This window comes from Pseudomonas sp. UMAB-40, assembly GCF_900095275.1.
Lineage (GTDB): Bacteria > Pseudomonadota > Gammaproteobacteria > Pseudomonadales > Pseudomonadaceae > Aquipseudomonas > Aquipseudomonas mandelii_B.
The window spans coordinates 88,549-114,242 of record NZ_LT607557.1 but is presented as its reverse complement, the minus strand read 5'-3'; the positions used below and the strand labels follow the sequence as shown (position 1 = coordinate 114,242).

Sequence of the window (25,694 nt, the reverse complement as noted above, 5' to 3'; positions counted from 1 at the left end):
GATCAGCCTCTTAGCGGGTGCCGCGACGGCTCATGAACGCAAGGCGCTCAAGCAATTGAACATCCTGTTCGTTCTTCACCAAGGCGCCTGCCAAGGGTGGGATCGCTTTGGTCGGATCGCGTTCGCGCAGTACCGCTTCGCCGATGTTGTCGGCCATCAGCAGTTTGAGCCAATCCACCAGTTCCGAGGTCGATGGCTTCTTCTTCAGGCCCGGGACCTTGCGAACGTCGAAGAACACGTCCAGCGCTTCGCTGACCAGGTCTTTCTTGATGTTCGGGTAGTGCACGTCGACGATCTTTTGCAGCGTCACGCGATCCGGGAAGGCGATGTAGTGGAAGAAGCAGCGGCGCAGGAAGGCGTCCGGCAGCTCTTTCTCGTTATTGGAGGTAATGATGATGATCGGGCGTTTCTTGGCCTTGATGGTTTCGTCGATCTCGTAAACGTAGAACTCCATCTTGTCGAGTTCTTGCAGCAGGTCGTTCGGGAACTCGATGTCGGCCTTGTCGATTTCGTCGATCAGCAGAATCACCCGCTCTTCGGACTCGAACGCTTCCCAGAGCTTGCCCTTTTTCAGGTAATTGCGAACGTCGTGGACTTTTTCCGTGCCCAGCTGCGAGTCACGCAGGCGGCTGACCGCGTCGTACTCGTACAGGCCCTGATGCGCCTTGGTGGTGGACTTGATGTGCCAGGTGATCAATTTGGCGCCGAAGGACTCGGCCAATTGCTCGGCGAGCATGGTTTTGCCAGTGCCCGGCTCGCCCTTGACCAGCAGTGGACGCTCCAGGGTAATGGCGGCGTTGACCGCCAGCTTCAGGTCATCGGTGGCGACGTAGGCCTGGGTGCCTTCGAACTTCATCTGCTAATCCTCGAACGGTAACGCCGACCTGAACGGGGCAGGGCGGGGCGCAATAAGTGTAGTACCCGACTATAACGCGCAGGCCGGTCGACTGTGAACGCATACGGCTTATTCAGTCCCTGAATGGGGCGTCACATCTTGACTCAGTCTCGGCGGCTGGCCAGTATTGATCTATCGCCATTTTGGCGATAGCTTTCGCGGCATGTCTACTAAATATCGATTTCGCGATACGTACCGCATTCAGTTGCGCGAGAAAGATCATCCGCCGCCCCATGTCCACCTGACCGGTGGCGGGCTCGATGTGATGCTTAGCCTGGAAACCGTCGACGTGATGGTGGGCAAGGCGCCGCCGCTGATTATCAAGGAAGCACTGGAGTGGGTCAGGGCCCATCAAGTGCAATTGCTGGAGGATTGGAAACGATGTTACCCATGAAACGACCACGGCTGGCGGCTGTGCAGGCGTTGCCGGACTACCGTCTGGCACTGACCTTTATCGACGGCCAGCAACTGACCCTCGACTTGAGCCGCGACTTGCACGCCTATCCAGGGTTGCAGCCGTTGCTGGAGGCGGGCGCATTCGAAACCGCAATGCCGGGTGATGATGGATGGAGCGTCGAGTGGCCCGAGCAAGATATCCAGATCGGCGCCGACACTCTGTATCTGGATGCGCTCGCGCAAAACGCGTCAGACGAAAACACCCGGATCTTTATCAATTGGCGCGCCCGTACCGGGCTGCCGCTCAATCAGGCGGCCGAGGCGCTGGGCGTTAGCGCCCGTAGCATCACCCGCTATAGCAGTGGACGGGAAGCAGTGCCGCGATCATTGGCACTGGCCTGTCTGGGCTGGGACTTCCTGCAGCAGCAATCGAACCCGGTACGGGCAGCCGAAGATACCGGTCGCTACACCGTGACGCGCAAACCTTAACCCGCCTCCGGCTTCGGCCGTTCATACCGGGCGTTAAACGCCTGGACAAAACCATTACGCAAAATCTGCAAAAACGCCTGGAACGCGCTGATATCTTGTCGATGCACATTGCCGCTGAGCTCAACGCGAGTGGCAAACTGGTTCTTGCCCTGGTTTTTCAGCACGGTTTCGGAGCCGCCGACAATGGCCTCCCAGATGGAACGGAAAAGTCCTTTGTCCTTGTTTTCCACGTCCTGCTGCCAGTTGAACACGTCCACGTCTTTGAGCAGCGGTTTGATGTAGCCCGTCAGTTTGGCTTTTTTGGCCTGCGCTTCGATCACCACGTCGCCGTGACCGGCGCTGAAGTCGAATTTGCCATAGGCCGAGGCAAAGTCGTTCATGCGTTTGAGTTCGATGTCTTTTGCCCGAAGTCGGAATTCGAAGTCTTCAAAGTTGCTTAGAGGGTCGAAGGTGGCCGTGGTTTCCAGAGGCGCGTGCCCCAGCAACAACGCCTTGCCTTCAAAACGGGCGTCACGCTTGCCTTCGGTATCGGCCACGTTGGTCAGGTTGTAAATGCTGGCGTTGACCTGTGTGGCGTTCATGTTGACGGGAGGCTTGGAATTGAAGTTTCGAAAGCTGATCTTGCCATCGTAGATGCGTATTTCGTTAAAGGTGAACGGCGCCAGTTTGCCCAACTGCGCGCGCCAGTCGGTGCCTTGACCTGTTTGGGAGTTCTGTTTGTTGGCGCCGCCGTCGACGAAGTTCACCTCTGGATTAAAGAACTTTACTTCGGCCACCACGGCATGGTCGTACAGGAGCGAATGCCAGCTGACGGCGAGGTCGATCAGCGGCGCATTGACGAAAGGCACCGGGACCTTGCCGTCGACCTTGACGATTTTCAATCCATTGATTTTGTAGGCTCCGCGCCACAGGGCCAGGTCCACGTCGGTCACCTGGCCTCGGTAATCGCCCATGTCCGCCAGCTTGTCGTTCAGGTAATCGCGCACCAGGTAGGGCAGGGCGATATGCAGGGCAACCAGCAGCACAACGAGGCCGGCGAGGGTCCACAGGGGCCAACGGTATCGACGTTTCATGGCGGTAAATCTCTGGCGATATAAAGCCATTGACTGCGGTGTTTACCGGACGTTCGACCCGACTGGACGACCACCGGCAACAGGCATACCTTTGGGAGCTTATTCAACGCTGTACAAGGACCCAGCCATGAGCCGTATTTACGCTGACAACGCCCATTCCATCGGCAACACGCCGCTGGTGCAGATCAACCGCATTGCCCCGCGCGGTGTGACCATCCTGGCCAAGATCGAAGGGCGCAACCCGGGTTATTCGGTCAAGTGCCGGATCGGCGCGAGCATGATCTGGGACGCCGAAAGCTCCGGCAAACTCAAGCCTGGCATGACCATTATCGAACCGACGTCGGGCAACACCGGCATTGGCCTGGCCTTTGTTGCCGCGGCCCGTGGTTACAAATTGATGCTGACCATGCCGGCGTCGATGAGCATCGAGCGACGCAAGGTCCTCAAGGCACTGGGCGCCGAACTGGTACTGACCGAGCCAGCCAAGGGCATGAAAGGCGCGATCGAGAAGGCTGCCGAGATCCTGGCCAGCGATCCGGCCAAATACTTCATGCCGTCGCAGTTCGACAACCCGGCCAACCCGGCCATTCACGAGAAAACCACCGGCCCGGAAATCTGGAACGATACCGACGGCGCGGTCGATGTGCTGGTGGCGGGCGTTGGAACCGGCGGAACCATTACCGGTGTTTCGCGGTATATCAAGAATACCCAGGGCAAACCGATTATCTCGGTAGCCGTGGAGCCGCTGGTGTCGCCGGTAATTTCCCAGGCGATGGCGGGTGAAGAGATCAAGCCGAGCCCGCACAAGATCCAGGGGATCGGTGCCGGTTTTGTCCCGAAGAATCTGGACTTGTCGATCGTCGATCGGGTTGAGTTGGTCAGTGACGACGAATCGAAGGCCATGGCCCTGCGCTTGATGCAGGAAGAAGGGATTTTGTGCGGTATTTCCTGTGGCGCCGCGATGGCGGTGGCGGTGCGTCTGGCCGAAACACCGGAAATGCAAGGCAAGACCATCGTGGTGATCCTGCCCGACTCCGGTGAGCGCTACTTGTCGAGCATGTTGTTCAGCGATCTGTTTACCGAGCAGGAGAATCAGCAGTAGGCGCTGACTGCGATCATTTGATCTTTTGGTGAGAGGGCTGATTCAGGTCAGCCCCCGTTCAGGAACCTTATGTTAATAAGTGCTTTATTGCACAAGCCTTAATACTGAATGTCGAGTTTTGCGGGTTTTTCCCGAGGCCGGTAGTGTTTATCATGGCCGGCTGCCACGTCGGGTAAATGGCGTTGTGCAAGAGCCTAATCTCAAGGAGCCGTAGATGACCTTTTCCTTTGCCGCGAAAGCGTCTGTGTTGCTGCTATTTCTTGGCAGCACGCTCTATGTGCATTTGCGCGGCAAGTCGCGATTGCCGGTTCTGCGTCAGTTCGTCAACCACTCGGCCTTGTTTGCACCTTACAACGCGTTGATGTACCTGTTCTCCAGCGTACCGTCCAAACCCTATCTGGACCGCAGCAAATTCCCGGAGCTGGACGTGCTCAAGGACAACTGGGAAGTCATCCGCGACGAAGCCATGCACCTGTTCGACGAGGGTTACATCCGCGCCGCCGAAAAGAACAACGACGCCGGTTTTGGTTCGTTCTTCAAGAAAGGCTGGAAACGTTTCTACCTCAAGTGGTACGACAAACCCTTGCCGTCAGCCGAAACCTTGTGCCCGAAAACCGTGGCGCTGGTGAGCGGTATTCCCAACGTAAAAGGTGCAATGTTTGCGTTGCTGCCGGGCGGGAGCCACCTCAACCCGCACCGCGATCCGTTTGCCGGTTCCTTGCGTTATCACCTGGGACTGTCGACGCCTAACTCCGATAATTGCCGCATCTTTGTCGACGGTCAGGTGTATGCCTGGCGCGATGGTGAGGACGTGATGTTCGATGAGACCTACGTGCATTGGGTCAAGAACGAAACCGAGAAAACCCGGGTCATTCTGTTCTGTGACATCGAACGACCGTTGAGCAACCGCGTCATGACCCGTATCAACCGCTGGATCAGCGGCTTGCTCGGTCGCGCCACCGCGCCTCAGAACCTTGATGATGAACGCGTCGGCGGGATTAACCAGGCGTATGCCTGGAGCAAGAACTCCAGCGACAAGGTCAGCGGCGTGGTCAAGCGCTGGAAGCGTCGTAATCCCAAGGCGTACCGCGTGCTGCGGCCGGTGCTGGCGGTGGCGGTGCTGACGTTGTTGGGGTATTGGTTGTTTGGCTGACTGGATTTAATAGAAAACCGCTCCTTGGGAGTGGTTTTTTTATGGGGGAAATTTAAATGATGCGCCCGCGACGAGGTGTCGTTACTGGCCCTTTGTCCAAGTCATTGCAATTCATGTCCGCCGCTGGTTATAGTCGGCGCTCGGTGGTGCTCTTACCCCACCGTCCACCTCATCAAAAAAGATCAGCCCATGCCAGCTTCCCTCATCAACGCGGTAGTCGATTCAGCGGTCAATGCTGGCGTCGTGCCGTGCGGGAATCAGCAGCCTGCGCAGATCAGTCATTACCCCCCACCTGTCAGTAGCACGCCGGTGTACGCAGTCGTATCACCGCCGGGCGTTGGCGTTTCGGGCTGATCAGCTTTTTTCTGCTGTTCCCATGCCCGTCTAAAAAGTTTTCGCCTGAAAAACTACTGAATTTCAGCTTCGGCTGACTTGGCTTTTTTGCCTGACTACAGGTGGTATTCATGTTTGTCCTGTCGAAAAAATCCGCGCTCGCGGCGGCGTCCACGAGCCTGTTCGTTCTGCTGTGGAGCAGCGGTGCGATCTTCTCCAAATGGGGCCTGGCCCACGCATCGCCTTTTGCCTTTTTGCTGATTCGCTTTGCCATCGCCTTGTGCGGATTGATAGTGCTGGTGCCGTTGCTCAAGCTGAAATTGCCCAAGGGCGGCAAGCCGATGTTGTATGCAATGGCCACGGGCGTGGTGTTGCTGGGGGCTTATCAGATTTTCTATCTGCTGGCCCTGGACCTCAAAGTCACCCCAGGCGTAATGGCCACGATCATGGGCGTGCAGCCGATTCTCACGGTGGTGATCATGGAGCGTCAGCGCTCGGCCAGCCGGATGTTCGGCCTGGCGCTGGGCCTGGCCGGGTTGATCATGGTGGTTTACCAGGGCATCGGTCTGGCCGGCATGTCTTTGGCCGGGATGCTCTTCGGTTTGCTGGCGTTGGCGAGCATGACGTTCGGCTCGATCATGCAGAAGCGCATCACCGACAACCCGCTCGGCACGCTGCCGGTGCAGTACCTCGCGGGGCTGTTGCTCTGCGGGATCTTCGTGCCGTTTCAGCCGTTTCATTTCGAACACAGCAGTGGGTTCATCGTGCCGGTGTTGTGGATGGGGTTGGTGGTGTCGGTGTTGGCAACGTTGCTGCTGTACCGCTTGATCGCCCGGGGCAATCTGGTGAATGTCACCAGTCTGTTTTACCTGGTGCCTGCCGTGACAGCGGTGATGGACTACCTGATTTTCGGTAATCGGCTGGCGGCATTGAGCATGCTTGGGATGGTGCTGATTATTGTCGGTCTGGTGTTCGTGTTTCGTAAAACCGCGTAAAGCAGCGTGAAAACGAAAAGGCCCGGAGCATCTGCCCCGGGCCTTTTTTTATTTGGCCAGCGCATGCTCAGCCCGTACCGAATTCATGAACGCCTGCATCGCCGACGATTGAATCCGGTGACGGCGGGTGATCAGCCCATACGGCGGCAGCCGTGCCTCAAATTTGATCGGCAACACCGCCAGCAGATCACGGCCCGGATAATCCTCCACCACCGACACCGGCGTGACGCCGAGCATGTCGGTCTGCTGGATCAAGGACAGCAAGGTCATGATCGAGGTGGTTTCAACGATGCTGCTGGGGATGTCGACCCGCGCATTGTGGAACACCTGATTGATGATCGCGCGCATCGGGCTCGGTTGTTGTTGCAGCACCCAGGTCATGTTCTGCAACTCGGCCCAGCTCAGGTTTTTCTCCTGGGCCAACGGGTTCTGTGCACCGGCAATGACGCACAAGGCTTCTTCGCCGAGGCTGTCGAACAGCAACTCTTCGGCCCGCGCGCCTGCCGGGATCCGGCCCAATACGATATCCAGTTGATCCTGCAACAGCGCCTGCACCAGCACGTCGCTGGTGTCGACCTGAATGCTCATCGACAAGCGTGGATGGCTTTGCTTCAAGGTCGCGATGGTGCGGGTCAACAGCCCCGAGGCCAGCGCGGGAATCGCCCCGACCGCGACCCGGCCAAGGTTGCCGGATTCGAGCGCGACCAATTCTTCACGCATGCCGCTCAGTTCAGCAAACACCATGCGCGCGTAGTAGATGACGGTTTCCCCGAACGGGGTCGAGCGCATGCCCCGGGGCAGACGCTCGAAGAGTTCGACGCCGAGCAGGTCCTCGGCTTCATGCAGCATCTTGGTCGCCGCCGGTTGGGTCATGCCGATGTGGTCGGCGGCGCGGCGCAACGAGCCGAATTCCTGCAACGCCAGCATCAGCCGCAGTTGGCGCAGACGCAGTCGACTGTGAATCACATTGGCAGCAGGAATTCGGGTCATGGGCCGTGCTCGCAATTAGGACTGCGGCAAGCCTGACAACAAATGCCAGGCGTTGCCAGCATTGCCGCGTTACAGCACCGATTTAGGCTTGGCGACCTGGGGTTTGCGCAACCCCATTAGGGTGCCCAGGGCCTTGGAAATCAACGGCCAGAACAGCATCAGCAACGCCGCCGTGGTCAGGCAGCCCACCAACGGGTTGGACCAGAAGATCCCCAGATGGCCATCGGAGAACAGCATCGACTGACGGAACGCATCTTCCGCCTTGTCGCCCAGTACCGCCGCCAACACCAGCGGAGCAATCGGGTAACCGAGTTTCTTGAACAGATAACCCAGTGCGCCGAAGCCCAGCATCAACACCACGTCGACGAACGAGTTGTGCACCGAGTAGGCACCGATGGCGCAGACCATGATGATGATCGGCGCAATAATCGAGAACGGAATGCGCAGGATCGAGGCGAACAGCGGCACGGTGGCCAACACCACAATCAAGCTCACCACGTTGCCGAGGTACATGCTGGCAATCAGGCCCCAGACGAAATCATGCTGCTCGACGAACAGCGTCGGGCCAGGATGCAGGCCCCAGATCATCAAGCCGCCGAGCATCACTGCCGCAGTGGCCGAACCGGGAATGCCGAGGGTCAGCATCGGCAACAGCGCGCTGGTGCCGGCGGCGTGGTCGGCGGTTTCCGGGGCGATCACGCCTTCGAGTTCACCCTTGCCGAAGTTCTCGCGGTTCTTCGAGAAGCGCCGCGCCAGGCTGTAGCTCATGAACGAGGCCGCCGTCGGACCGCCCGGCGTGATGCCCATCCAGCAACCGACCAGCGTGCTGCGCACAATGGTCCACCAGTAACGCGGCAACTTGGCCCAGGTGCGCAGGATGATCATCGGCGTGATGCGCGCATGCTCGCCGCGAAACACCAGGCCTTCCTCAACGGTGCAGAGAATTTCGCCGATCCCGAACAAGCCGATCACGGCCACCTCGAAGCTGATGCCCGTCATCAACGCTGGCTGATCGAAGGTCAGGCGCAGGTTGCCGGACACGGTGTCCATGCCCACGGCGGCCATGGCGAAACCGATCATCATCGCCACCACGGTTTTCAGCGGCGGGTTCTTGCTCATGCCGATGAAGGTGCAGAACGCCAACAGGTACACCGCGAAGAACTCCGGCGAGCTGAAGGACATGGCAAACGCGGCAATCTTGGTCGACAGGAACGTCAGCAACAACACCCCGGCCAGGGCGCCGATCAGCGCCGAACTGAACGCGGCGGTCAACGCTTCGGCAGCGCGACCTTCGCGGGCCATCGGGTAACCGTCGAATGTGGTCGCCACCGATGAGGGCTCACCGGGGATATTGAATAGAATCGAGGTGATCGAGCCGCCGAACAGCGCGCCCCAATACATGCACGACAGCAAAATGATCGCCGACACCGGCGACATGGTGAAGGTCAGCGGCAGCAGCAACGCCACGCCATTGGGGGCGCCGAGGCCGGGTAATACGCCGACCAGAATGCCCAGCAGCACGCCGATCACCATCAGGCCGATGTGGCCTGGGGTCAGGATCAGGTTCATGCCTTGCAGCAGGGAGTCGAATTCGCTCATTTGAAACTTCTCCCGGCCAGTGCAATCCAGTCGCCCATCGGGCCGGCATCCAGCGGGACCTTGAACCACAACGCGAAAATCAGGTAGCTGGCCAGCACCGCGCCGAGGGACACGGTGCCGATCATCCATTTGCCATAAGGCTTGGCGCGGACCTTGTCACGCCACATGAACCAGGCGATGAAACATGCCGAAGCCACGTAAATGCCGGTGAACGGCATGGCGCCGACGAACAGCGCTATCGGGATGAACACCGACAACACTTGGCGGAATGCACTGCGGCTGACGAATGCAATGCTCAGGGCTTGCCAGCGCACCACGGTCAACACGCCGTTGCCCACGCTCGCGGCGCTCAACAGCAAACCGATGTAGAAGGGGAAGTAACCCGGCTCGGGGCCGGAATCGCCCCAGCCGATACCTTGTTCGAGACTGCCAAACATCACCACCGCGCCGATCAGCGTGGTGAAGAGTGTCAGGCCGAGTTCGACCCAGCGGGTACCGACCAGCGCCGGTGAATCCGAAGAATGGGACATGAAAGCACCTCCAGAGGTGACGGCCGTGCGCACGCGCTCGGCCGTGAACAACTCAGTTTTTCAGCCAGCCGGCTTCTTTGAACACCGGCGTGACGCGGGCGGTGTCTTTCTCAATGTAGGCGGTCAGCGGCTCGCCTTCGAGGAAGGTCGGCACCAGCGCGTTCTGCTTCACGTAGGCCTTGAACTCTGGGGTCTCGGTGACTTTGCGCATCAGTTCGACATAGAACGCCCGCTGTTCGGCGGTGACTTCGCCGGGCATGAACACGGTGCGCGGGAAGCGGTACTGATCGATGCCCAGGCCTTCTTCGTGGCAGGTAGGGACATCGGCCCAGGATTTATCGCCGGCGACTTTCTCGGTATAGCTCATGCGCTCTTTACTGAACACACAGAGCGGCTCGACCTGGTCGCCACGCCATTGGCTGATGCTTTCGCTGGGATTGTTGACGTTCGCAGCGATGTGTTTGCCGGCCAGTTGGGTCGCGGCTTCGCTGCCGCTCTTGAACGGGATGTACACCAGTTTGCTGTTGTTGGTCTGGTTCAGCAGCAGGGTCAGGGTCTGGTCGACATCTTTGGACTGGCTGCCGCCCATGCGCAGATTCGACGGGTCAGCCTTGACCGCTGCATAGAAGCCTTTGGCGTCTTTCCACGGCGCGTCTTTGTAACTCCAGAGAATGAAGTCGTCCTCGGCGACGGCCGCGACCGGGGTCAGCTCCTGCCATTGATAGCCAAGCTTGGACACCAGCGGCAACAGGTAGATGTTGTTGGTGCCGATCACCAGTTTTTCCGGATCGCCCTTGTTCATTTTCAGGTCGAGGAAGGCTTCGGCGCCGTTGCCGCCGCCCTTGTTGAGGACGATGGTATTGACGTCGAGGAACTTGTGCGTGGTGATGATCGACTGGATCAGCCGACCGAGTTGGTCAGTACCGCCACCAGGGCCGCCGGCAACGACGATTTCGACATTCTTGTCCGGCTGCCAGGCAGCGTTGGCGAGCGCGGGGAGGGCGCCGGCGGCGATCAGCGTGCAGCCAAGAACCAGACGGGATGTGCGATGGACGAATGCATTTCGCATGGAAGGGCCTCGTTTTTTGTAATTGTTATGAATGACTTGTCGGTGCTCAGAAGCTGCAAGCCTGGCCTGAGTGTGGGAAGCCTCCGCTTCGGCGTCTAGTCAAAACAAAACATACACCGATAGCCTGTGGTTATAGGTCGCGACGGGCAAATCCGGGGTGATCGCTGGAAGCTTTGCGCCAGAGCCGTTTGGGAGGAAAGTCAGTAGAGACGGCCTGCGGTGAAAGCCCCCTGAAAGCGGGGTATGCCATAACCCGAGGCTATCGCCGTATCTCAATGATTGATTAGACGGTTATCACTGAGGCTTCGATAGTACTCACCAATGCCGTGAAAACGCGGCAGAACGCCGAGCCCTGTAGGAGCCGGCTCCTACAGAAATCGACGTCTGCACTTCACAAAAATAATAAAAGAGGTACGCACCATGGCTCGTCCCAGTGCTTCCCTGAATCTGCCCGGCGCAGGTGTCCAGCCAACGGCCACACCAATGACCGGCGTCACCAAAGCCAGCAGCGTGCGCTGGCGGATCTTTGCGATCGTCTTCGCGCTGACCATGGTCAACCTGATCGACCGGGTCTCGCTGTCGATCGCCATGCCGACCATTGCCCATGAATTTTCCCTGTCGCCAAGCATGCAAGGGCTGATCCTCAGCAGCTTCTTCTGGGCGTATGCACTGTTGCAGATTCCCGGCGGCTGGCTGATCGACCGCTTCGGCCCGCATCGGGTCATCAGTTGGTCCACGGGATTGTGGGGCACCTTTCAAGTACTCGCGGCGTTTGCCACCGGCGGCTTGTCATTGTTGTTCGCCCGGGTTGCACTCGGTGCCGCCGAGGCGCCGTTGTTTCCGTCCGGCGGCAAGCTGATTTCCCTGTGGCTGGCGCCGAGCGAGCGCAGTCGCGGCGCGGTGTTGATGGACAGCGGCAGCCCATTGGGCGTTGCGCTGGGCGGGTTGATCATTGCCTATCTGATTGCATCCCTGGATTCGTGGCGCCTGGCCTTCGTGATTGCCGGGATCGCAACCCTGGTGTTGGCCTGGCTGGCCCGGCGTTATCTGCGCGATGACCCGGCCACTCACCCGCAAGTGAATGCCGAAGAGCTGGAGAAAATCAACGCCGGGCGTGCGACGCCCGCTGCCGAAGCCGCCCGTGTGCCGGTCAAAGGCCTGGGCATCGCGGCCCGCTCCCTGAGCGGCTTGCTGATCGGCCGTGCCAGTTGGGCGATGGTGTATTTCGGTTTGCTGACCTGGGGTCCGAGTTATCTGGCGCAGGCTCGCGGCTTTGATATCAAAGGCATCGGCGCGGCGACTTTCGTGATCTTCGTGTGCGGCGCGTTGGGTTCGCTGACCGGTGGTTTCCTCTGCGACGGGCTGATCCGCAAGGGTGTGAGCCGTGGCGTGGCGGTCAAGAGCCTGCTGGCGTTTTCCGGTCTGGTCGCCCTCGGCGCCTTCCTGTTGTTGCCGACCCTGAGCAATCCTTTTGCAGCCGTGGCGTTGTTGGCCATGACCGCATTTTTCCTGATGTGGGGCAGCCTCTACTGGAGCTTCCCGGCGTTGCTGGCGGCACCGGCACGGGTCGGGTTGATCGGCGGCGTGATGAACATGGCCGGCAGCACCGGCGGTATCGCGGTGCCGATCCTGGTGGGGATCATTGTGCAAATGACCGGAGGTTTTGCGCCGGTGCTGGGGTTCTTTGCCGTGTGCTCGGCAGTCTTTGTGCTGGCGACGTTGTTCATCAGTCTCGACGAGGTGCGCCATGGGTGAACGCTTATCTGACAAAACATGGAACGGACCGATCATCGATGCCCATCATCACTTCTGGGACCCGGCGATCAATGACCATCCGTGGCTGGCGCCCGAAGCCAACATCCCGTTTCGCTACGGCGATTACAGCGCGATCAAGCGGCGCTATTTTCCTGAGGACTATTTCGCTGACGCCGGCCCGCACTGCGTGGTGCAAACGGTGTACGTCGAGACCGAATGGGACCCGCAAGACCCGATCGGCGAAACCGTTTTTATCGAGAGTCTGACGGCCCGTTACGGCGTACCCAATGCGGTCGTGGCGCAGGCCTGGCTCGATCACCCGGACGCCCTCGCGGTACTGACCGAACAAGCGAGCTTCAAATGCGTGCGCAGCGTGCGCCACAAACCGGGCGGAGCGACTTCACCGGCGCAGGTTGGCCATGTACGCAGCCTGATGAGCGACGAACACTGGCGACGCAGTTTTGCTGCGCTTGAAGGGCTGGGGCTGCACTTCGATTTGCAGACGCCCTGGTGGAACCTGCACGAGGCTGAACGGTTGGCCCGGGACTTTCCCGGCACTACGCTGATTCTCAACCACGCCGGGTTGCCCAATGACCGCAGCGCCGAGGGCCTGGCCGGTTGGCGCCTGGCGATGGCGCGCCTGGCTAATTGGCCAAATGTGCAGGTGAAGATTTCCGGCCTTGGCCAGAGGGGCCAGGCATGGCGCGCCAAGGACAACGCCTGGATCGTGCGTGAAGTGATCGCCATGTTCGGCACTGACCGGGCGATGTTCGCCAGTAACTTTCCGGTGGACAGCTTGTGCGGCTCGTTCGACGACATCTACAGCGGTTTCAAATCCATCGTTGCTGATCTGCCGAGCGCCGATCAGGAGCGACTGTTCTACAGCAACGCGCAGAGAGTCTATCGCTGCGAGCCTTGCGCCATTGACCGCCAATGGCCTGAATCCTTGAGGAGTGAAGCATGAACAAGACAACCATCGCGATGGTGCTGGGTGACCCGGCAGGCATCGGCCCGGAACTGATCGCACGCCTGCTTGCGGAGCCTCAAGTGCGCAGCCAGGCCAACGTGATTTTGATTGCCGACGAGGCCGAAATGCGTCGCGGCATGCGCATCGCCGGGACGGAGTTTCCTTACCGTCGCGTCGAGTCGCTGGATCAGTTGGAATTTCGTGATGACACGCCGCTGTTCTATGACTTTCGTGGCGACACCCTTGGTGAGTTTCCACGCAGTGAAGCCAGTGTCATCGGCGGTCGCTACAGCCTCGACACCCTGGAAAAAGCCCTGCGCCTGACCGAGGCCGGGACCACTGACGCGGTGCTGTTCGGGCCGTTGAACAAGACCTCGCTGCACATGGCCGGCATGGCCCACAGCGATGAGTTGCACTGGTTCGCCGAGTTGCTGGGTTTCCACGGGCCGTTCTGCGAATTCAACGTGCTCGACAACCTCTGGACCTCCCGCGTGACGTCCCACGTGGCGTTGGCGGAAGTGCCGGGCATGCTCAGCCAGACGCGGGTGGTGGAAGCGATCCAGCTGATCGACACCGCGCTCAAGCGCAACGGCTTGGAAAAACCGCGCATCGGTGTGTGTGGGCTGAACCCGCACAACGGCGACAACGGCTCGTTCGGACGCGAAGAACTGGACATCATCGGCCCGGCGGTTCGCTCGGCCCAGACGCTGGGGATTGCGGCCGAAGGTCCATACCCCGCGGACACGATTTTCCTCAAGGTCCAAGGCGATGCCAGTGCCTTTGACGCCGTGGTGACGATGTATCACGACCAGGGGCAGATCGCGATCAAGTTGATGGGCTTCTCCCGTGGGGTGACGGTGCAGGGCGGCTTGCCGATCCCCATCACCACACCGGCCCACGGCACCGCCTTCGACATCGCGGGGCAGGGCAAGGCAAACGTCGGCGCAATTCGCCAGGCATTCGAAATCGCCTGCCGGATGGGCGTCAACAGCTACTGATCCAATTCCTAAAACTGCATAAATCCCCTGTGGGAGCGAGCCTGCTCGCGATAGCGGTCTGACAGTCACTAGAAGTGCCTGGCCTGACGCCATCGCGAGCAGGCTCGCTCCCACATTTGTTTTTTTGTGTGGCTGATAACCCGATCTAACCAATATCCGCTTTTTCCTATCACCGCAGGTTATCGCCGGATACGCATAAGTGATTATCCGCACCCCCCGAGCGCTGGCTAAAGTCGCTTCATCGAATGCCGGAACCCGCCACCCGAGCGGCTCTGCGCAGCGACCCGACAACTACAAAAAACCGGCAGCGCAAGGAACTGTATTCATGAAAATCAAAGCCATCCGTACCCGCGTTTTTGAGTGGAAAGGCAAAGTCGTTCCGCCTCAAGCACACTTCTGCACCAACGCCAGCGACATCCTGTTCGAGCGCGGCGACGCCATGGGCTCGTTTCGTTTCCACGGTTGGCTGGTGGTAGAAGTCGAGACCGATACCGGCCTCGTCGGCATCGGTAACTGCGCCCTGGCGCCGCGTGTGGCCAAGGAAATCATCGACACCTACCTGGCGCCGATTGCGATTGGCGAAGACCCGTTCGACAACGAATACATCTGGCAGAAGATGTACCGCCAGAGCCACGCCTGGGGCCGCAAAGGCATCGGCATGGCGGCGATCTCGGCGATCGACATCGCGATCTGGGACATCATGGGTAAAGCCGTTAACAAGCCCGTGTTCAAACTGCTCGGCGGCCGGACCAAGGAAAAGATCTGGACCTACGCCTCCAAGCTCTACGCCAACGACAACCTCGACCTGTTCCTCGAAGAGGCCCAGGGTTATCTGAACCAGGGTTTCACCGCGCTGAAAATGCGTTTCGGCTATGGCCCGAAAGACGGCCCGGCGGGCATGCGCAAGAACATTGAGCAAGTGCGCGCCCTGCGTAATCTGGCCGGCCCTGACATCGACATCATGCTCGAATGCTACATGGGCTGGACCCTGGAATACGCCCGCCGTATGTTGCCCAAACTCGCCGAGTTCGAACCGCGCTGGCTCGAAGAACCGGTGATCGCCGACGACATCGAAGGCTACATCGAGCTGAAAAAAATGGGGATCATGCCGATCTCCGGCGGCGAGCATGAGTTCACCTCCTACGGCTTCAAGGACCTGCTGGAACGTCGCGCCGTCGACGTGATCCAGTACGACACCAACCGCGTCGGCGGCATCACCGCCGCGCGCAAGATCAACGCCCTGGCCGAGGCCTGGTCGGTGCCGGTGATCCCGCACGCCGGGCAGATGCACAACTACCACCTGACCATGTCCACCACCGCCTCGCCAATGGCCGAGTTCTTCCCGGTGTTCGACGTCGAGGTCGGCAACGAACTCTTCTACTACGTGTTCAAGGGCGAGCCGCAACCGGTCAACGGCTACATCCAGCTCGACGATGACAAGCCCGGCCTGGGCCTGGAAATCTCCGATGAGTACTTGAGCGACTTCAACATCATCGAGTGACCCCCTCGCCACAAATCACGAATTTCTGGAGGGCCGTCATGCGCCTGATTCAATTTGAAAACACTGCCGGTGAACGCCAGGTAGGTCTCGTCGAGGGCTCGCAGGTCCAGGTGCTGCAAGGCACCCGCAGCACCCGTGAACTGGCCCTCGCGGCAATCCGCGCCCAACGCAGCCTGCAAGAAGAAGTCGCCCAGCGCGGCACCGAACCGGGACCGGATTACTCAAAACTGTTGCAGCAGGGCAAAGTCCTGCCGCCGCTGGACCACGAAGACCCGGCCCATTGCCTGATCAGCGGCACCGGCCTGACCCACTTGGGCAGCGCCTCGGCACGGGACAAAATGCACCAGCAGGAGGGCGCGGTTGAAGCCGGCATGACCGACACCATGCGCATCTTCAAGTGGGGTCTGGAGGGTGGGAAACCGGCGGCCGGGCAGGTCGGCGCGCAACCGGAATGGTTCTACAAAGGTGACGGCAGCATTGTCGTGCGCCCCGGCGCGGACTTCCCGGTGCCGCCGTTTGCCGAAGACGCTGGCGAAGAACCAGAGCTGACCGGCCTCTACGTGATCGGCGACGACGGCCAGCCTTACCGCGTCGGTTATGCCTTGGGCAACGAGTTCTCCGACCATGTGATGGAGCGGCGCAATTACCTGTATCTCGCCCATTCGAAACTGCGTTTCTGCGCCTACGGTCCGGAGCTGCGTGTCGGTGAATTGCCCAGGCATCTTGCAGGCACCAGTCGGATCAAGCGCAACGGCGAAACGATTTGGGAAAAGGAGTTTCTCAGCGGCGAAGACAACATGTGCCACAGCCTCGCCAACCTCGAATTCCACCACTTCAAATACGCGCAGTTTTTGCGCCCCGGCGACGTTCACGTGCACTACTTCGGCACCGCAACGTTGTCGTTTGCCGACGGGGTGAAAACCCAGCCAGGGGATCGCTTCCAGATCAGCCTCGATGAGTTCGGCGCGCCCCTGGAAAACGGCATCGGCGAAAGTGCCCAGCCGTTGGCCATCGGCCAGGTGCGCACACTCTGACCCCCTGTAGGAGCCGGCTTGCCGGCGAATTGCGTCGTGTCGGTCGACATTGAGGTGGCCTGAGCCACCGCCATCGCCAGCAAGCCGGCTCCTACAAGGTCTGCAATTGATCAAGGAATCCACATGAGCCTATTTCTCGGACACAACTACATCGGCGGCCGGCGCAGCGCCAACGGTACGCAGCAACTGCAAAGCCTCGATGCCACGACGGGCGAAGCACTGCCGGGCCGTTTTTTCCAGGCCACTGAAACGGAAGTGGATTCGGCCGCCAACGCTGCGGCGGCCGCGTACCCGGTCTACCGCAACCTCAGCGCGGAAAAACGTGCGCTATTCCTCGATGCCATCGCTGATGAAATCGATGCCCTGGGCGATGACTTCGTGGCCACTGTGTGCCGCGAAACTGCGTTGCCGGCCGGGCGTATCCAGGGTGAGCGCGGGCGCACCAGCGGCCAGATGCGTTTGTTTGCCAAGGTCCTGCGTCGCGGCGATTTCTACGGCGCGCGCATTGATCGGGCACTGCCGGATCGCCAGCCGTTGCCGCGTCCAGACCTGCGTCAGTACCGCATTGCCTTGGGGCCTGTCGCCGTGTTCGGTGCCAGTAACTTTCCGTTGGCGTTTTCAACCGCCGGTGGCGATACCGCTTCGGCGCTGGCCGCCGGTTGCCCGGTGGTGTTCAAGGCGCACAGCGGGCACATGGCGACGGCCGAGTGGGTCGCCGACGCGATCATTCGCGCCGCCGAACGCACCGAAATGCCGACGGGCGTATTCAACATGATCTACGGTGGGGGTGTCGGCGAATGGCTGGTCAAGCACCCGGCGATTCAGGCCGTGGGCTTCACCGGTTCGCTCAAGGGCGGCAATGCCCTGAGCCACATGGCCGCAACGCGGCCGCAACCGATCCCGGTGTTTGCCGAAATGTCGAGCATCAATCCGGTGTTCCTGCTGCCCGAAGCCATCAAGGTGCGTGGCGAGCAAATCGCTGCGCAACTGGCCGGTTCGGTGACCCTGGGCTGCGGGCAGTTCTGCACCAATCCGGGCCTGGTCATCGGTCTGCGCTCGCCACAGTTCAGCCTGTTCCTGGAAACGTTTTGCGCCAGCATGAACCAGCAACCGGCCCAGACCATGCTCAATGCCGGCGCGCTGGTCAGTTACAGCCTCGGCCTTGGGGCGTTGCATGAACATCCGGGGCTGACGCACCTGGCGGGCAAGCCGCAACAGGGCAATCAGGCGCAACCACAGGTGTTCAAGGCGGATGTCAGCCTGTTGCTCAAGGGCGATGAGTTGCTTCAGGAAGAGGTGTTCGGACCGACCACCATCGTCATCGAGGTTGAGGACCGGGCGCAGCTGACGGCGGCGTTGCACGGTCTGCGCGGGCAATTGACGGCGACGTTGATTGGCGAGGCGGACGAATTGCTGGAGTACCGCTGGTTGGCGGAGTCGTTGCAGGAAAAGGTCGGACGGATCTTGCTCAATGGCTACCCGACCGGGGTCGAGGTGTGTGAGGCGATGGTGCATGGCGGGCCGTATCCGGCGACGTCTGATTCGCGCGGCACATCGGTTGGCACCTTGGCGATTGACCGGTTCCTGCGGCCGGTGTGCTTCCAGAATTACCCGGATGCGTTGTTGCCCGAGGCGTTGCAGAACGCCAATCCACTGGGGATTCGGCGGTTGGTGGATGGGGAGGTGAGTCAGTCAGCTTTGTAGTGCCTGGGCTGCCGCCATCGCGGGCAAGCCCGCTCCCACAGGGTTCGGTATTGATCACAGAATCTGTGTACGACATCAATCACTGTGGGAGCGGGCTTGCCCGCGATGGCGGCATCAGCCTCAACAAATTACTTGGCAGTCACCGCCGCAGCCTTCACCACCGAAGGCTTCAACACCAGCCACAACGCCGCCGCAATCAACACCCCGCCGTAGATATGCGCCATCGACAACGGCTCATCCAGCAACAGCGCTCCCCACAACACCCCGAACGGCGGGATCAGGAAGGTCGTGGTCATCGACCTCACCGGCCCGATCGAGCTGAGCAGGCGGAAGTAAATAATGTACGCCAGCGCGGTACACATCAGCCCCAACCCAAGTAACGACAACCAGACATTCCAGCCGCCCCAGCTTGCCGGTGGCTGGCTGATCACGCTGTAGCCGAACAACGGCAACAGGAACAGCGTCGCCCCGAGCATGCTGCCCAGCGCCGAAAGACGGCTGTCGAGACCGCCCGCGTGGTCAAGCCAGCGGCGCGCCAGGAACCCGGCAAAGCCATAACAGGTGGTGGCGAGCAGGCAGGCAACGGCGCCCATCAGCAATTCCATGTCGAACGCCACCGGCCCGGCGCGGGTCAGGACGCCCACGCCCAATAACCCGAGGAACACCCCGCCAAGCTTGGCTGCGGTGAGTTTTTCATGGAAGAACAGGCCGCCGATCAACACGCCCATCAGCGGCGTGGTGGCGTTGAAAATCGCCGAGTAACCGGCCGGCAGCACCTGGGCGGCCACGGAATAGAGGGTCGCCGGAATCCCGGAGTTGATCACCCCGAGCAACATCACGGTCTTGAGCTTGCCTTTAAAGTCCCAGCTGATGCGCATCAGGCCGAGAATCACCAGCAAGCCGACGGCGGCAATCGACACACGAAAAAAGGCCGTGGGGATTGTGCCAATCACGGGGGCGATGATGCGCATGAACAGAAAGCTCGCGCCCCAGATCGCGGCCAGCGACAGCAATCGGAAAATATCGACAGGACTCACGGTGCACTCCTTCCTTGATGGGGGCGAGAGTGTTGCCGAGCGCCTTATCCATGGCAACCGAAAAACGAGCATTTAACTCGAGCCGAAAATTACGCTTCTCCTGCACCCGGTTCACTGGCTAAGCTCAGGGCTCACGAATTCCCGCAGAGGTCTCACCCATGCCGCAGCAATGGCCAGCCGCCGACATCGCCCGAATGATCCTCGATGGCTTTGACGATTACCGCGAGCATTTCCGTCAGATCACCGACGGCGCCCGGGCCCGCTTCGAGCAGGCCAAGTGGCAGGAGGCGCAGGTCGCCTCGGCTGCGCGGATCAATCTGTACGAAGAAAAAGTCAGCGAAACGGTGGAACGGCTGCGCATCGCGTTTGACAGCGACACGCTGGACGTCAGCTGCTGGCCGCTGGTCAAAAGCGCTTACATCACGCTGATCGACCTGCGTTTCGACGATGAACTGTCCGAGACCTGGTACAACTCTATTTTCTGCGGGCTGTTCAGCCATGACCTGATCAGCGACGGCTGCATGTTTATCCACACCACCCGGCCCAGCCTGCGCCGGGCCCGCGCCGCGCAAACCCGAACCTATAAGCCCCAGGGCCAGTTGTCCGGCATGCTCGCGAGCATTTTTGCCGATTACAGCTTCAGCGAGGATTACGCCGACCTGGCCGGCGACCTGCACCGCCTCGAAGCCCAACTGCGCGAGAACCTGCCGGATTGGGTGTGCAAGGACCCGGAACTGAGCGTCGAGCTGTTTTCCTCGGTGCTCTACCGCAACAAGGGCGCGTACCTGGTGGGGCGCATCTACACCCGGGACGAACAATGGCCGCTGGTGATTCCGCTGCTGCACCGTGAAGGGCGCGGGATTCAGATCGATGCGCTGATCACCGATGAAGCCGATGTGTCGATCATCTTCTCGTTCACCCGCTCGTATTTCATGGTGGATGTGCCGGTGCCGGCGGAGTTCATCGGTTTCCTCAAGCGCATCCTGCCGGGCAAGCACGTCGCCGAGTTGTACACCTCGATCGGCTTCTACAAGCACGGCAAGTCCGAGTTCTACCGGGCGCTGATCAACCACCTGGCCAACACCGACGACCAATTCATCATGGCCCCCGGCGTGCGCGGCATGGTGATGAGCGTGTTTACCCTGCCGGGCTTCAACACCGTGTTCAAAATCATCAAGGACCGTTTCTCGCCGTCGAAAAACGTCGACCGCGCCACGGTGATCGAAAAATACCGGTTGGTGAAAAGCGTCGACCGCGTCGGGCGCATGGCCGATACCCAGGAGTTCGCCGATTTTCGCTTCCCGTTGAGCAAGTTCGACCCGGCGTGCCTGGAAGAGCTGCTGGAGGTGGCCGCGTCCACGGTGTCGGTGGAAGACGACACCGTGCTGATCCGCCACTGCTGGACCGAGCGGCGGATGACGCCGCTGAACCTGTACCTGGAAAACGCCAACGAGGCGCAGGTCCACGAGGCGCTTGAAGATTACGGTCTGGCGATCAAGCAACTGGCAGCCGCGAACATCTTTCCCGGCGACATGCTGTTGAAGAACTTCGGCGTCACCCGGCACGGTCGGGTGGTGTTTTATGACTATGACGAGATCTGCTTCCTGACCGAAGCCAACTTCCGCCACATCCCGCAACCGCGTACACCGGAAGACGAGATGGCCTCCGAGCCGTGGTATTCGATCGGGCCGCTGGATGTGTTTCCCGAGGAGTTTCCGCCGTTCCTGTTTGCCGATTCCGGGCAAAGGAAGCTGTTTGACCAGTTGCATGGCGAGTTGTACAACGCCGATTACTGGAAAAGCCTCCAGGAGGCCATTCGCGCCGGCAAAATCATCGACGTGTTCCCTTATCGCCGCAAAGGCCTCGATAACGAATAACCCCCTGAGTGAACACCCCTGTGGCGAGGGAGCTTGCTCCCGCTGGGTCGCGAAGCGACCCCAAAACCATCCACCGTCGTGTTTCAGATACACCGCGATGACCGGATTACGACTGCTGCGCAGCCGGGCGGGAGCAAGCTCCCTCGCCACAAAGGCAGGTTGAGTTCGTCGCCGCGCGCCCAAATCTGCGACAATCGCCCCCCTGCGCCACTAGACGACTTTTGCGTACCTGATGACTGACGAATCGCCTTCCATCGACAAACTGCTGAAAAACCTCGATCACGCCATGCTCGCCGACCGCCACCGGCTGCGGCGGCAGTTGCTTGAGCTGCGCAAGAAACCCGACGAGGCCAAGCTGGCCCAGTGGGTGACGCGCATGCAGGCGTCCTGTGACCAGGTGCTGGCGCGGCGTGCCAGCCTGCCGGTGATTCGTTACGACGACAGTTTGCCGATCGCCGCCAAGCGCGACGAAATCAAGGAAGCGCTGCTCAAGCATCAGGTGCTGATCATCGCCGGCGAGACCGGCTCGGGTAAAACCACCCAGTTACCGAAGATCTGCCTGGAAATCGGCCGCGGCCAGCATGGTTTGATCGGCCATACTCAGCCGCGTCGAATCGCTGCGCGCAGCGTGGCCAGCCGGGTTGCCGAAGAACTGGCGACGCCGTTGGGCGCGCTGGTCGGCTACCAAGTGCGGTTCGAGGACCAGAGCGATTCCAACACCCTGATCAAACTGATGACCGACGGCATCCTGCTGGCGGAAACCCAGAACGACCGCTACCTCGAACGCTACGACACGATCATCGTCGACGAAGCCCACGAACGCAGCCTCAACATCGACTTCCTGCTCGGCTACCTGAAAACCCTGCTGCCGCGCCGTCCGGACCTGAAAGTCATCATCACCTCGGCGACCATCGACCTGGAGCGCTTCTCCAAGCACTTCGACGATGCGCCGATTGTCGAAGTCTCCGGCCGGACCTTCCCGGTTGAAACCTGGTATCGCCCGCTGACGCTTGAGCAGGACGAGGAGGGCAACCGCGTCGAGGACGACTTGACCGTGGATCAGGCGATCCTCGCCACCCTCGATGAAATTGCCGCGTTCGAACGCAGCGAGCGCAAGAGCCCCGGTGATGTGCTGGTGTTCCTGCCCGGCGAGCGCGAGATTCGCGACGCCGCCGACATGCTGCGCAAGGCCCAGCTCAAGCACACCGAGATTCTGCCGCTGTACGCGCGCTTGTCGCCGGCCGAACAGCAGCGGATTTTCCAGTCGCACCCTGGCCGGCGCGTGGTGTTGGCGACCAACGTCGCGGAAACCTCGCTGACGGTGCCGGGCATTCGTTATGTGATCGACAGCGGCACCGCGCGCATCAGCCGTTACAGCTACCGCGCCAAGGTTCAGCGCCTGCCCATCGAAGCCATTTCCCAGGCCAGCGCCAACCAGCGTAAAGGTCGATGCGGTCGGGTCGAGCCGGGTATTTGCATTCGCCTCTATGGCGAAGAAGACTTTATCGGTCGCCCGGAATTTACCGATCCGGAAATTCTGCGGACCAACCTCGCAGCGGTGATTTTGCAGATGCTGCACCTGCGCCTCGGCGAGATCACCGATTTCCCGTTTATCGAACCGCCGGATGGCAAGGCGATCAGCGACGGTTTTAACCTGCTGCAAGAACTCTCGGCGGTCGACCGCAACAGCCAGCTGACCCCGCTCGGTCGCCAGTTGGCGCGCCTGCCGGTGGACCCGCGCATGGGCCGCATGCTGCTGGAAGCGGCGAAACTCGGCAGCTTGCAGGAAGTGCTGATCGTCGCCAGCGCCATGTCGATCCAGGATCCGCGCGAGCGTCCGCCGGAGCGTCAGCAAGCGGCGGATCAGGCTCACGCACAGTGGAAGGACGTGGACTCGGATTTCGCCGGGCTGGTCAATCTGTGGCGCGGTTTTGAAGAACAGCGCCAGGCGCTGACGGCGAGCCCGCTGCGCAACTGGTGCCGCAAGAACTTCCTCAATTACCTGCGCCTGCGCGAATGGCGCGACTCGCACCGTCAGTTGAGTCTGATCTGCCGCGACATGCAGTTGAGCCTGAACAAAGAGCCGGCGGATTACCCGAAGCTGCACAAAGCCGTGCTCTCGGGCCTGCTCAGCCAGATAGGTCAGAAAGCCGATGAAGGCGATTACCTCGGTGCCCGTCAGCGGCGCTTCTGGATTCACCCGTCCTCCGGGTTGGGCAAGAAGCGTCCGCAATGGCTGATGACCGCCGAACTGGTGGAAACCACCAAGCTCTATGCGCGCATGGTCGCCAAGATCGACTCGGACTGGATCGAGCCGCTGGCCGGGCACCTGATCAAGAAAAATCACTTTGAACCGCACTGGGAGAAGAAGCGCGGCCAGGTCGTGGCCTTCGAGCAGATCACGCTGTTCGGGCTGATCGTGGTCGGTCGCCGGCCGGTGCATTACGGGCCGATCGATCCGGTGGTGTCCCGTGAGTTCTTTATTCGCGAAGGCCTGGTGCGCGGCGAGATTCAATCCAAAGCCAAGTGCCTGACGGCCAATGCGCAGCTGCTGGAACAACTCGACGAACTGGAAGCCAAGGCCCGGCGTCGCGACATTCTCGCTGACGAAGAAACCCTGTTCGCTTTCTACGACGCGCGACTGCCGGCGGAGATCCACCAGACCGCGACCTTCGACAGCTGGTACCGGGTCAACAGCCAGAAAGACCCGCAGCTGCTGATCATGCGCGAAGAAGACGTGCTGGCCCGTGAGGCCAGCGAAGTCACCGCACTGCATTACCCGGACACCTTGCACATCGGCGATCTGGAACTGGCCCTGAGTTACCACTTCGAGCCGAATCATCCACGTGACGGCGTGACCCTGCGTGTGCCGGCGCCGCTGTTGCCGATGCTGCCGCCGGAACGTCTGGAATGGCTGGTGCCGGGCGTGATCGAGGCCAAGTGCATCGCGCTGGTGCGCAACCTGCCCAAGGCCCTGCGCAAGAATTTCGTGCCGGTGCCGGACTTCGTCAAAGCCGCGTTGCAGCGCATGACCTTCGCCGAGGGCTCGTTGCCGCACGCGTTGGGCCGCGAGCTGCTGCGCATGACGGGCGCGCGGGTCAGTGATGAGGCGTGGGCGGAAGCTTCGCAGCAGGTCGACAGTCATTTGCGGATGAACCTGGAAATCGTTGATGGCCAGGGCAAGTTCCTCGGCGAAGGGCGAGATCTGGCCGAGTTGACGGCACGCTTTGCCGAAGCCAGCCAAGCCGCGTTGGCCGTGCCGCAAACCGCGAAAAACCAGCAGCCGGTGGAGCCGAAAGTCTTTGCCGCCGTCGCCGAGAAAACCCAGCAGAAGATCGCCGGGTTGTCGATGACGGTGTATCCGGCGCTGGTGGAAGAGAGCGGTACGGTCAAGGAAGGTCGATTCTCGACCCCGGCCGAAGCCGAGTTCCAGCATCGCCGCGCCTTGCAACGATTACTGATGCAGCAATTGGCCGAGCCGGCGAAGTTCCTGCGCGGCAAGCTGCCGGGGCTGACCGAGTTGGGGCTGATGTACCGTGAACTGGGGCGCATTGATGCGCTGGTGGAAGACATTCTGCTGGCCAGCCTCGACAGCTGCATTCTCGAGGGCGAAGACCCGTTGCCGCGGGATGGCGCCGGGCTGGCCTCGTTGGCCGAGCGCAAGCGCGGTGGCTGGACCGAGCACGCCGAACGCCTGGCCAAGTTGACGCTGGAGATTCTCAAGCACTGGCACGGCCTGCAGAAACGCTTCAAGGGCAAGATTGATCTGGCGCAAGCCGTGGCCTTGAACGACATCAAGCAGCAGCTCAGTCATCTGGTGTATCCCGGGTTTGTCCGGGAAACACCGATGCAGTGGCTCAAGGAATTGCCGCGTTACCTGAAGGCCGTCGAGCAACGCTTCGAGAAGATCGGTGCTCAGGTGCAGAGGGATCGGGTCTGGAGTGGCGAATTGTCCGGTCTCTGGACCCAATACCAGACCCGCGCCAACAAACACGCCCAGGAAGGCAAGCGCGATCCGCAACTGGAGCTCTATCGCTGGTGGCTGGAGGAATACCGGGTTTCGCTGTTCGCCCAGCAACTGGGGACCAAAGTGCCGATCTCCGACAAGCGCCTGAACAAGCAATGGACCCAGGTAGAGCCATAGCACGACCCCTTGTAGGAGCCGGCTTGCTGGCGATGGCGTCTTTGAAATCGCCA

The 25,694-nt window shown here is 60.6% G+C and carries 21 protein-coding genes; 14 read left to right on the top strand and 7 right to left on the bottom strand.

The window, feature by feature from the left end:
• Window positions 1-10: 10 nt before the first annotated feature.
• A complete protein-coding gene (locus tag K0F88_RS11745; RefSeq protein ID WP_010462104.1) occupies window positions 11-856 on the bottom strand; it encodes a MoxR family ATPase in 846 nt (281 codons plus the stop codon).
• A 202-nt stretch (window positions 857-1,058) separates the two neighbouring features.
• Between K0F88_RS11745 and K0F88_RS11740 the strand changes: the two genes are divergently transcribed.
• Both K0F88_RS11740 and K0F88_RS11735 read left to right on the top strand, forming a co-directional pair.
• Entirely contained in the window at window positions 1,059-1,289 is a 231-nt protein-coding gene (locus tag K0F88_RS11740) for a DUF4160 domain-containing protein (protein WP_219095173.1), read from the top strand.
• A complete protein-coding gene (locus K0F88_RS11735) occupies window positions 1,277-1,780 on the top strand; it encodes a DUF2442 domain-containing protein (protein ID WP_219095172.1) in 504 nt (167 codons plus the stop codon). Before K0F88_RS11740 ends, K0F88_RS11735 begins: the two co-directional genes overlap by 13 nt.
• Here K0F88_RS11735 and K0F88_RS11730 read toward each other — a convergent pair.
• On the bottom strand, window positions 1,777-2,853 hold the full coding sequence (locus tag K0F88_RS11730; RefSeq protein ID WP_219095171.1) for a DUF748 domain-containing protein: 1,077 nt from the start codon (window positions 2,851-2,853) through the stop codon (window positions 1,777-1,779). The two genes, K0F88_RS11735 and K0F88_RS11730, sit on opposite strands and share 4 nt — an antisense overlap.
• A gap of 127 nt (window positions 2,854-2,980) precedes the next feature.
• Here K0F88_RS11730 and cysK point away from each other — a divergent pair, with 127 nt between their 5' ends.
• The 4 genes from cysK to K0F88_RS11710 all read left to right on the top strand — a co-directional run bounded on the left by cysK (window position 2,981) and on the right by K0F88_RS11710 (window position 6,436).
• Complete coding sequence (gene cysK, locus K0F88_RS11725; protein ID WP_219095170.1) at window positions 2,981-3,955, top strand: cysteine synthase A; 975 nt, start codon at window positions 2,981-2,983, stop codon at window positions 3,953-3,955.
• A 214-nt stretch (window positions 3,956-4,169) separates the two neighbouring features.
• Window positions 4,170-5,108: an aspartyl/asparaginyl beta-hydroxylase domain-containing protein gene (locus K0F88_RS11720; RefSeq protein WP_219095169.1), complete on the top strand. Its 939-nt coding sequence runs from the start codon at window positions 4,170-4,172 to the stop codon at window positions 5,106-5,108.
• A gap of 189 nt (window positions 5,109-5,297) precedes the next feature.
• Entirely contained in the window at window positions 5,298-5,462 is a 165-nt protein-coding gene (locus tag K0F88_RS11715) for a hypothetical protein (RefSeq protein ID WP_219095168.1), read from the top strand.
• Window positions 5,463-5,572: 110 nt separating this feature from the next.
• Window positions 5,573-6,436, top strand: a complete 864-nt coding sequence (locus K0F88_RS11710) for a DMT family transporter (RefSeq protein ID WP_219095167.1) — start codon at window positions 5,573-5,575, stop codon at window positions 6,434-6,436.
• A 48-nt stretch (window positions 6,437-6,484) separates the two neighbouring features.
• Here K0F88_RS11710 and K0F88_RS11705 read toward each other — a convergent pair whose 3' ends face one another.
• From K0F88_RS11705 to K0F88_RS11690, 4 genes are all read right to left on the bottom strand, one after another.
• Window positions 6,485-7,426, bottom strand: a complete 942-nt coding sequence (locus tag K0F88_RS11705) for a LysR family transcriptional regulator (protein ID WP_094468614.1) — start codon at window positions 7,424-7,426, stop codon at window positions 6,485-6,487.
• Window positions 7,427-7,495: 69 nt separating this feature from the next.
• A complete protein-coding gene (locus tag K0F88_RS11700) occupies window positions 7,496-9,025 on the bottom strand; it encodes a tripartite tricarboxylate transporter permease (RefSeq protein ID WP_094468613.1) in 1,530 nt (509 codons plus the stop codon).
• A complete protein-coding gene (locus K0F88_RS11695; RefSeq protein WP_094468612.1) occupies window positions 9,022-9,555 on the bottom strand; it encodes a tripartite tricarboxylate transporter TctB family protein in 534 nt (177 codons plus the stop codon). The genes K0F88_RS11700 and K0F88_RS11695 overlap by 4 nt, the downstream gene beginning before the upstream one ends.
• 52 nt (window positions 9,556-9,607) lie before the next feature.
• A complete protein-coding gene (locus K0F88_RS11690) occupies window positions 9,608-10,624 on the bottom strand; it encodes a tripartite tricarboxylate transporter substrate binding protein (protein WP_094468611.1) in 1,017 nt (338 codons plus the stop codon).
• Between the two features lie 483 nt (window positions 10,625-11,107).
• Between K0F88_RS11690 and K0F88_RS11685 the strand changes: the two genes are divergently transcribed.
• The 6 genes from K0F88_RS11685 to K0F88_RS11660 all read left to right on the top strand — a co-directional run bounded on the left by K0F88_RS11685 (window position 11,108) and on the right by K0F88_RS11660 (window position 18,583).
• Window positions 11,108-12,379: an MFS transporter gene (locus tag K0F88_RS11685; protein WP_255141787.1), complete on the top strand. Its 1,272-nt coding sequence runs from the start codon at window positions 11,108-11,110 to the stop codon at window positions 12,377-12,379.
• Window positions 12,372-13,343, top strand: a complete 972-nt coding sequence (locus K0F88_RS11680; protein WP_094468609.1) for an amidohydrolase — start codon at window positions 12,372-12,374, stop codon at window positions 13,341-13,343. Before K0F88_RS11685 ends, K0F88_RS11680 begins: the two co-directional genes overlap by 8 nt.
• Window positions 13,340-14,344, top strand: coding sequence for a 4-hydroxythreonine-4-phosphate dehydrogenase PdxA (locus K0F88_RS11675; RefSeq protein ID WP_094468608.1), 1,005 nt, complete (start codon window positions 13,340-13,342; stop codon window positions 14,342-14,344). Before K0F88_RS11680 ends, K0F88_RS11675 begins: the two co-directional genes overlap by 4 nt.
• Before the next feature lie 325 nt (window positions 14,345-14,669).
• Window positions 14,670-15,845, top strand: a complete 1,176-nt coding sequence (locus K0F88_RS11670; protein WP_094468607.1) for an L-rhamnonate dehydratase — start codon at window positions 14,670-14,672, stop codon at window positions 15,843-15,845.
• Between the two features lie 38 nt (window positions 15,846-15,883).
• Window positions 15,884-16,879 (top strand): AraD1 family protein, encoded by a 996-nt coding sequence (gene araD1, locus K0F88_RS11665; protein WP_219095166.1) that lies wholly within the window; start codon window positions 15,884-15,886, stop codon window positions 16,877-16,879.
• A gap of 123 nt (window positions 16,880-17,002) precedes the next feature.
• Window positions 17,003-18,583, top strand: a complete 1,581-nt coding sequence (locus K0F88_RS11660) for an aldehyde dehydrogenase (NADP(+)) (RefSeq protein ID WP_094468605.1) — start codon at window positions 17,003-17,005, stop codon at window positions 18,581-18,583.
• 128 nt (window positions 18,584-18,711) lie between these two features.
• Here K0F88_RS11660 and K0F88_RS11655 read toward each other — a convergent pair whose 3' ends face one another.
• Window positions 18,712-19,620: a DMT family transporter gene (locus K0F88_RS11655; protein WP_219095165.1), complete on the bottom strand. Its 909-nt coding sequence runs from the start codon at window positions 19,618-19,620 to the stop codon at window positions 18,712-18,714.
• A gap of 158 nt (window positions 19,621-19,778) precedes the next feature.
• On the opposite strand from K0F88_RS11655, the gene aceK reads away from it, so the two are divergent.
• Window positions 19,779-21,497, top strand: a complete 1,719-nt coding sequence (aceK, locus tag K0F88_RS11650; protein WP_219095164.1) for a bifunctional isocitrate dehydrogenase kinase/phosphatase — start codon at window positions 19,779-19,781, stop codon at window positions 21,495-21,497.
• Window positions 21,498-21,729: 232 nt separating this feature from the next.
• The gene (gene hrpA / locus K0F88_RS11645; protein ID WP_219095163.1) at window positions 21,730-25,641 is read left to right on the top strand and encodes an ATP-dependent RNA helicase HrpA; all 3,912 of its coding nucleotides are present in this window, start codon (window positions 21,730-21,732) and stop codon (window positions 25,639-25,641) included.
• Window positions 25,642-25,694 lie beyond the last annotated feature (53 nt).

Excerpts from the sequence above, each read along its gene's own strand:
- K0F88_RS11685 (WP_255141787.1), top strand. The coding sequence starts at position 11,108 with ATGACCGGCGTCACCAAAGCCAGCAGCGTGCGCTGGCGGATCTTTGCG.
- K0F88_RS11740 (WP_219095173.1), top strand. The coding sequence starts at position 1,059 with ATGTCTACTAAATATCGATTTCGCGATACGTACCGCATTCAGTTGCGC.
- K0F88_RS11660 (WP_094468605.1), top strand. The coding sequence starts at position 17,003 with ATGAGCCTATTTCTCGGACACAACTACATCGGCGGCCGGCGCAGCGCC.
- K0F88_RS11700 (WP_094468613.1), bottom strand. The coding sequence starts at position 9,025 with ATGAGCGAATTCGACTCCCTGCTGCAAGGCATGAACCTGATCCTGACC.
- cysK (WP_219095170.1), top strand. The coding sequence starts at position 2,981 with ATGAGCCGTATTTACGCTGACAACGCCCATTCCATCGGCAACACGCCG.
- K0F88_RS11710 (WP_219095167.1), top strand. The coding sequence starts at position 5,573 with ATGTTTGTCCTGTCGAAAAAATCCGCGCTCGCGGCGGCGTCCACGAGC.
- K0F88_RS11705 (WP_094468614.1), bottom strand. The coding sequence starts at position 7,426 with ATGACCCGAATTCCTGCTGCCAATGTGATTCACAGTCGACTGCGTCTG.
- K0F88_RS11690 (WP_094468611.1), bottom strand. The coding sequence starts at position 10,624 with ATGCGAAATGCATTCGTCCATCGCACATCCCGTCTGGTTCTTGGCTGC.
- aceK (WP_219095164.1), top strand. The coding sequence starts at position 19,779 with ATGCCGCAGCAATGGCCAGCCGCCGACATCGCCCGAATGATCCTCGAT.
- K0F88_RS11695 (WP_094468612.1), bottom strand. The coding sequence starts at position 9,555 with ATGTCCCATTCTTCGGATTCACCGGCGCTGGTCGGTACCCGCTGGGTC.
- K0F88_RS11720 (WP_219095169.1), top strand. The coding sequence starts at position 4,170 with ATGACCTTTTCCTTTGCCGCGAAAGCGTCTGTGTTGCTGCTATTTCTT.
- hrpA (WP_219095163.1), top strand. The coding sequence starts at position 21,730 with ATGACTGACGAATCGCCTTCCATCGACAAACTGCTGAAAAACCTCGAT.
- K0F88_RS11675 (WP_094468608.1), top strand. The coding sequence starts at position 13,340 with ATGAACAAGACAACCATCGCGATGGTGCTGGGTGACCCGGCAGGCATC.
- K0F88_RS11670 (WP_094468607.1), top strand. The coding sequence starts at position 14,670 with ATGAAAATCAAAGCCATCCGTACCCGCGTTTTTGAGTGGAAAGGCAAA.
- K0F88_RS11745 (WP_010462104.1), bottom strand. The coding sequence starts at position 856 with ATGAAGTTCGAAGGCACCCAGGCCTACGTCGCCACCGATGACCTGAAG.
- K0F88_RS11735 (WP_219095172.1), top strand. The coding sequence starts at position 1,277 with ATGTTACCCATGAAACGACCACGGCTGGCGGCTGTGCAGGCGTTGCCG.
- K0F88_RS11680 (WP_094468609.1), top strand. The coding sequence starts at position 12,372 with ATGGGTGAACGCTTATCTGACAAAACATGGAACGGACCGATCATCGAT.
- araD1 (WP_219095166.1), top strand. The coding sequence starts at position 15,884 with ATGCGCCTGATTCAATTTGAAAACACTGCCGGTGAACGCCAGGTAGGT.
- K0F88_RS11715 (WP_219095168.1), top strand. The coding sequence starts at position 5,298 with ATGCCAGCTTCCCTCATCAACGCGGTAGTCGATTCAGCGGTCAATGCT.
- K0F88_RS11730 (WP_219095171.1), bottom strand. The coding sequence starts at position 2,853 with ATGAAACGTCGATACCGTTGGCCCCTGTGGACCCTCGCCGGCCTCGTT.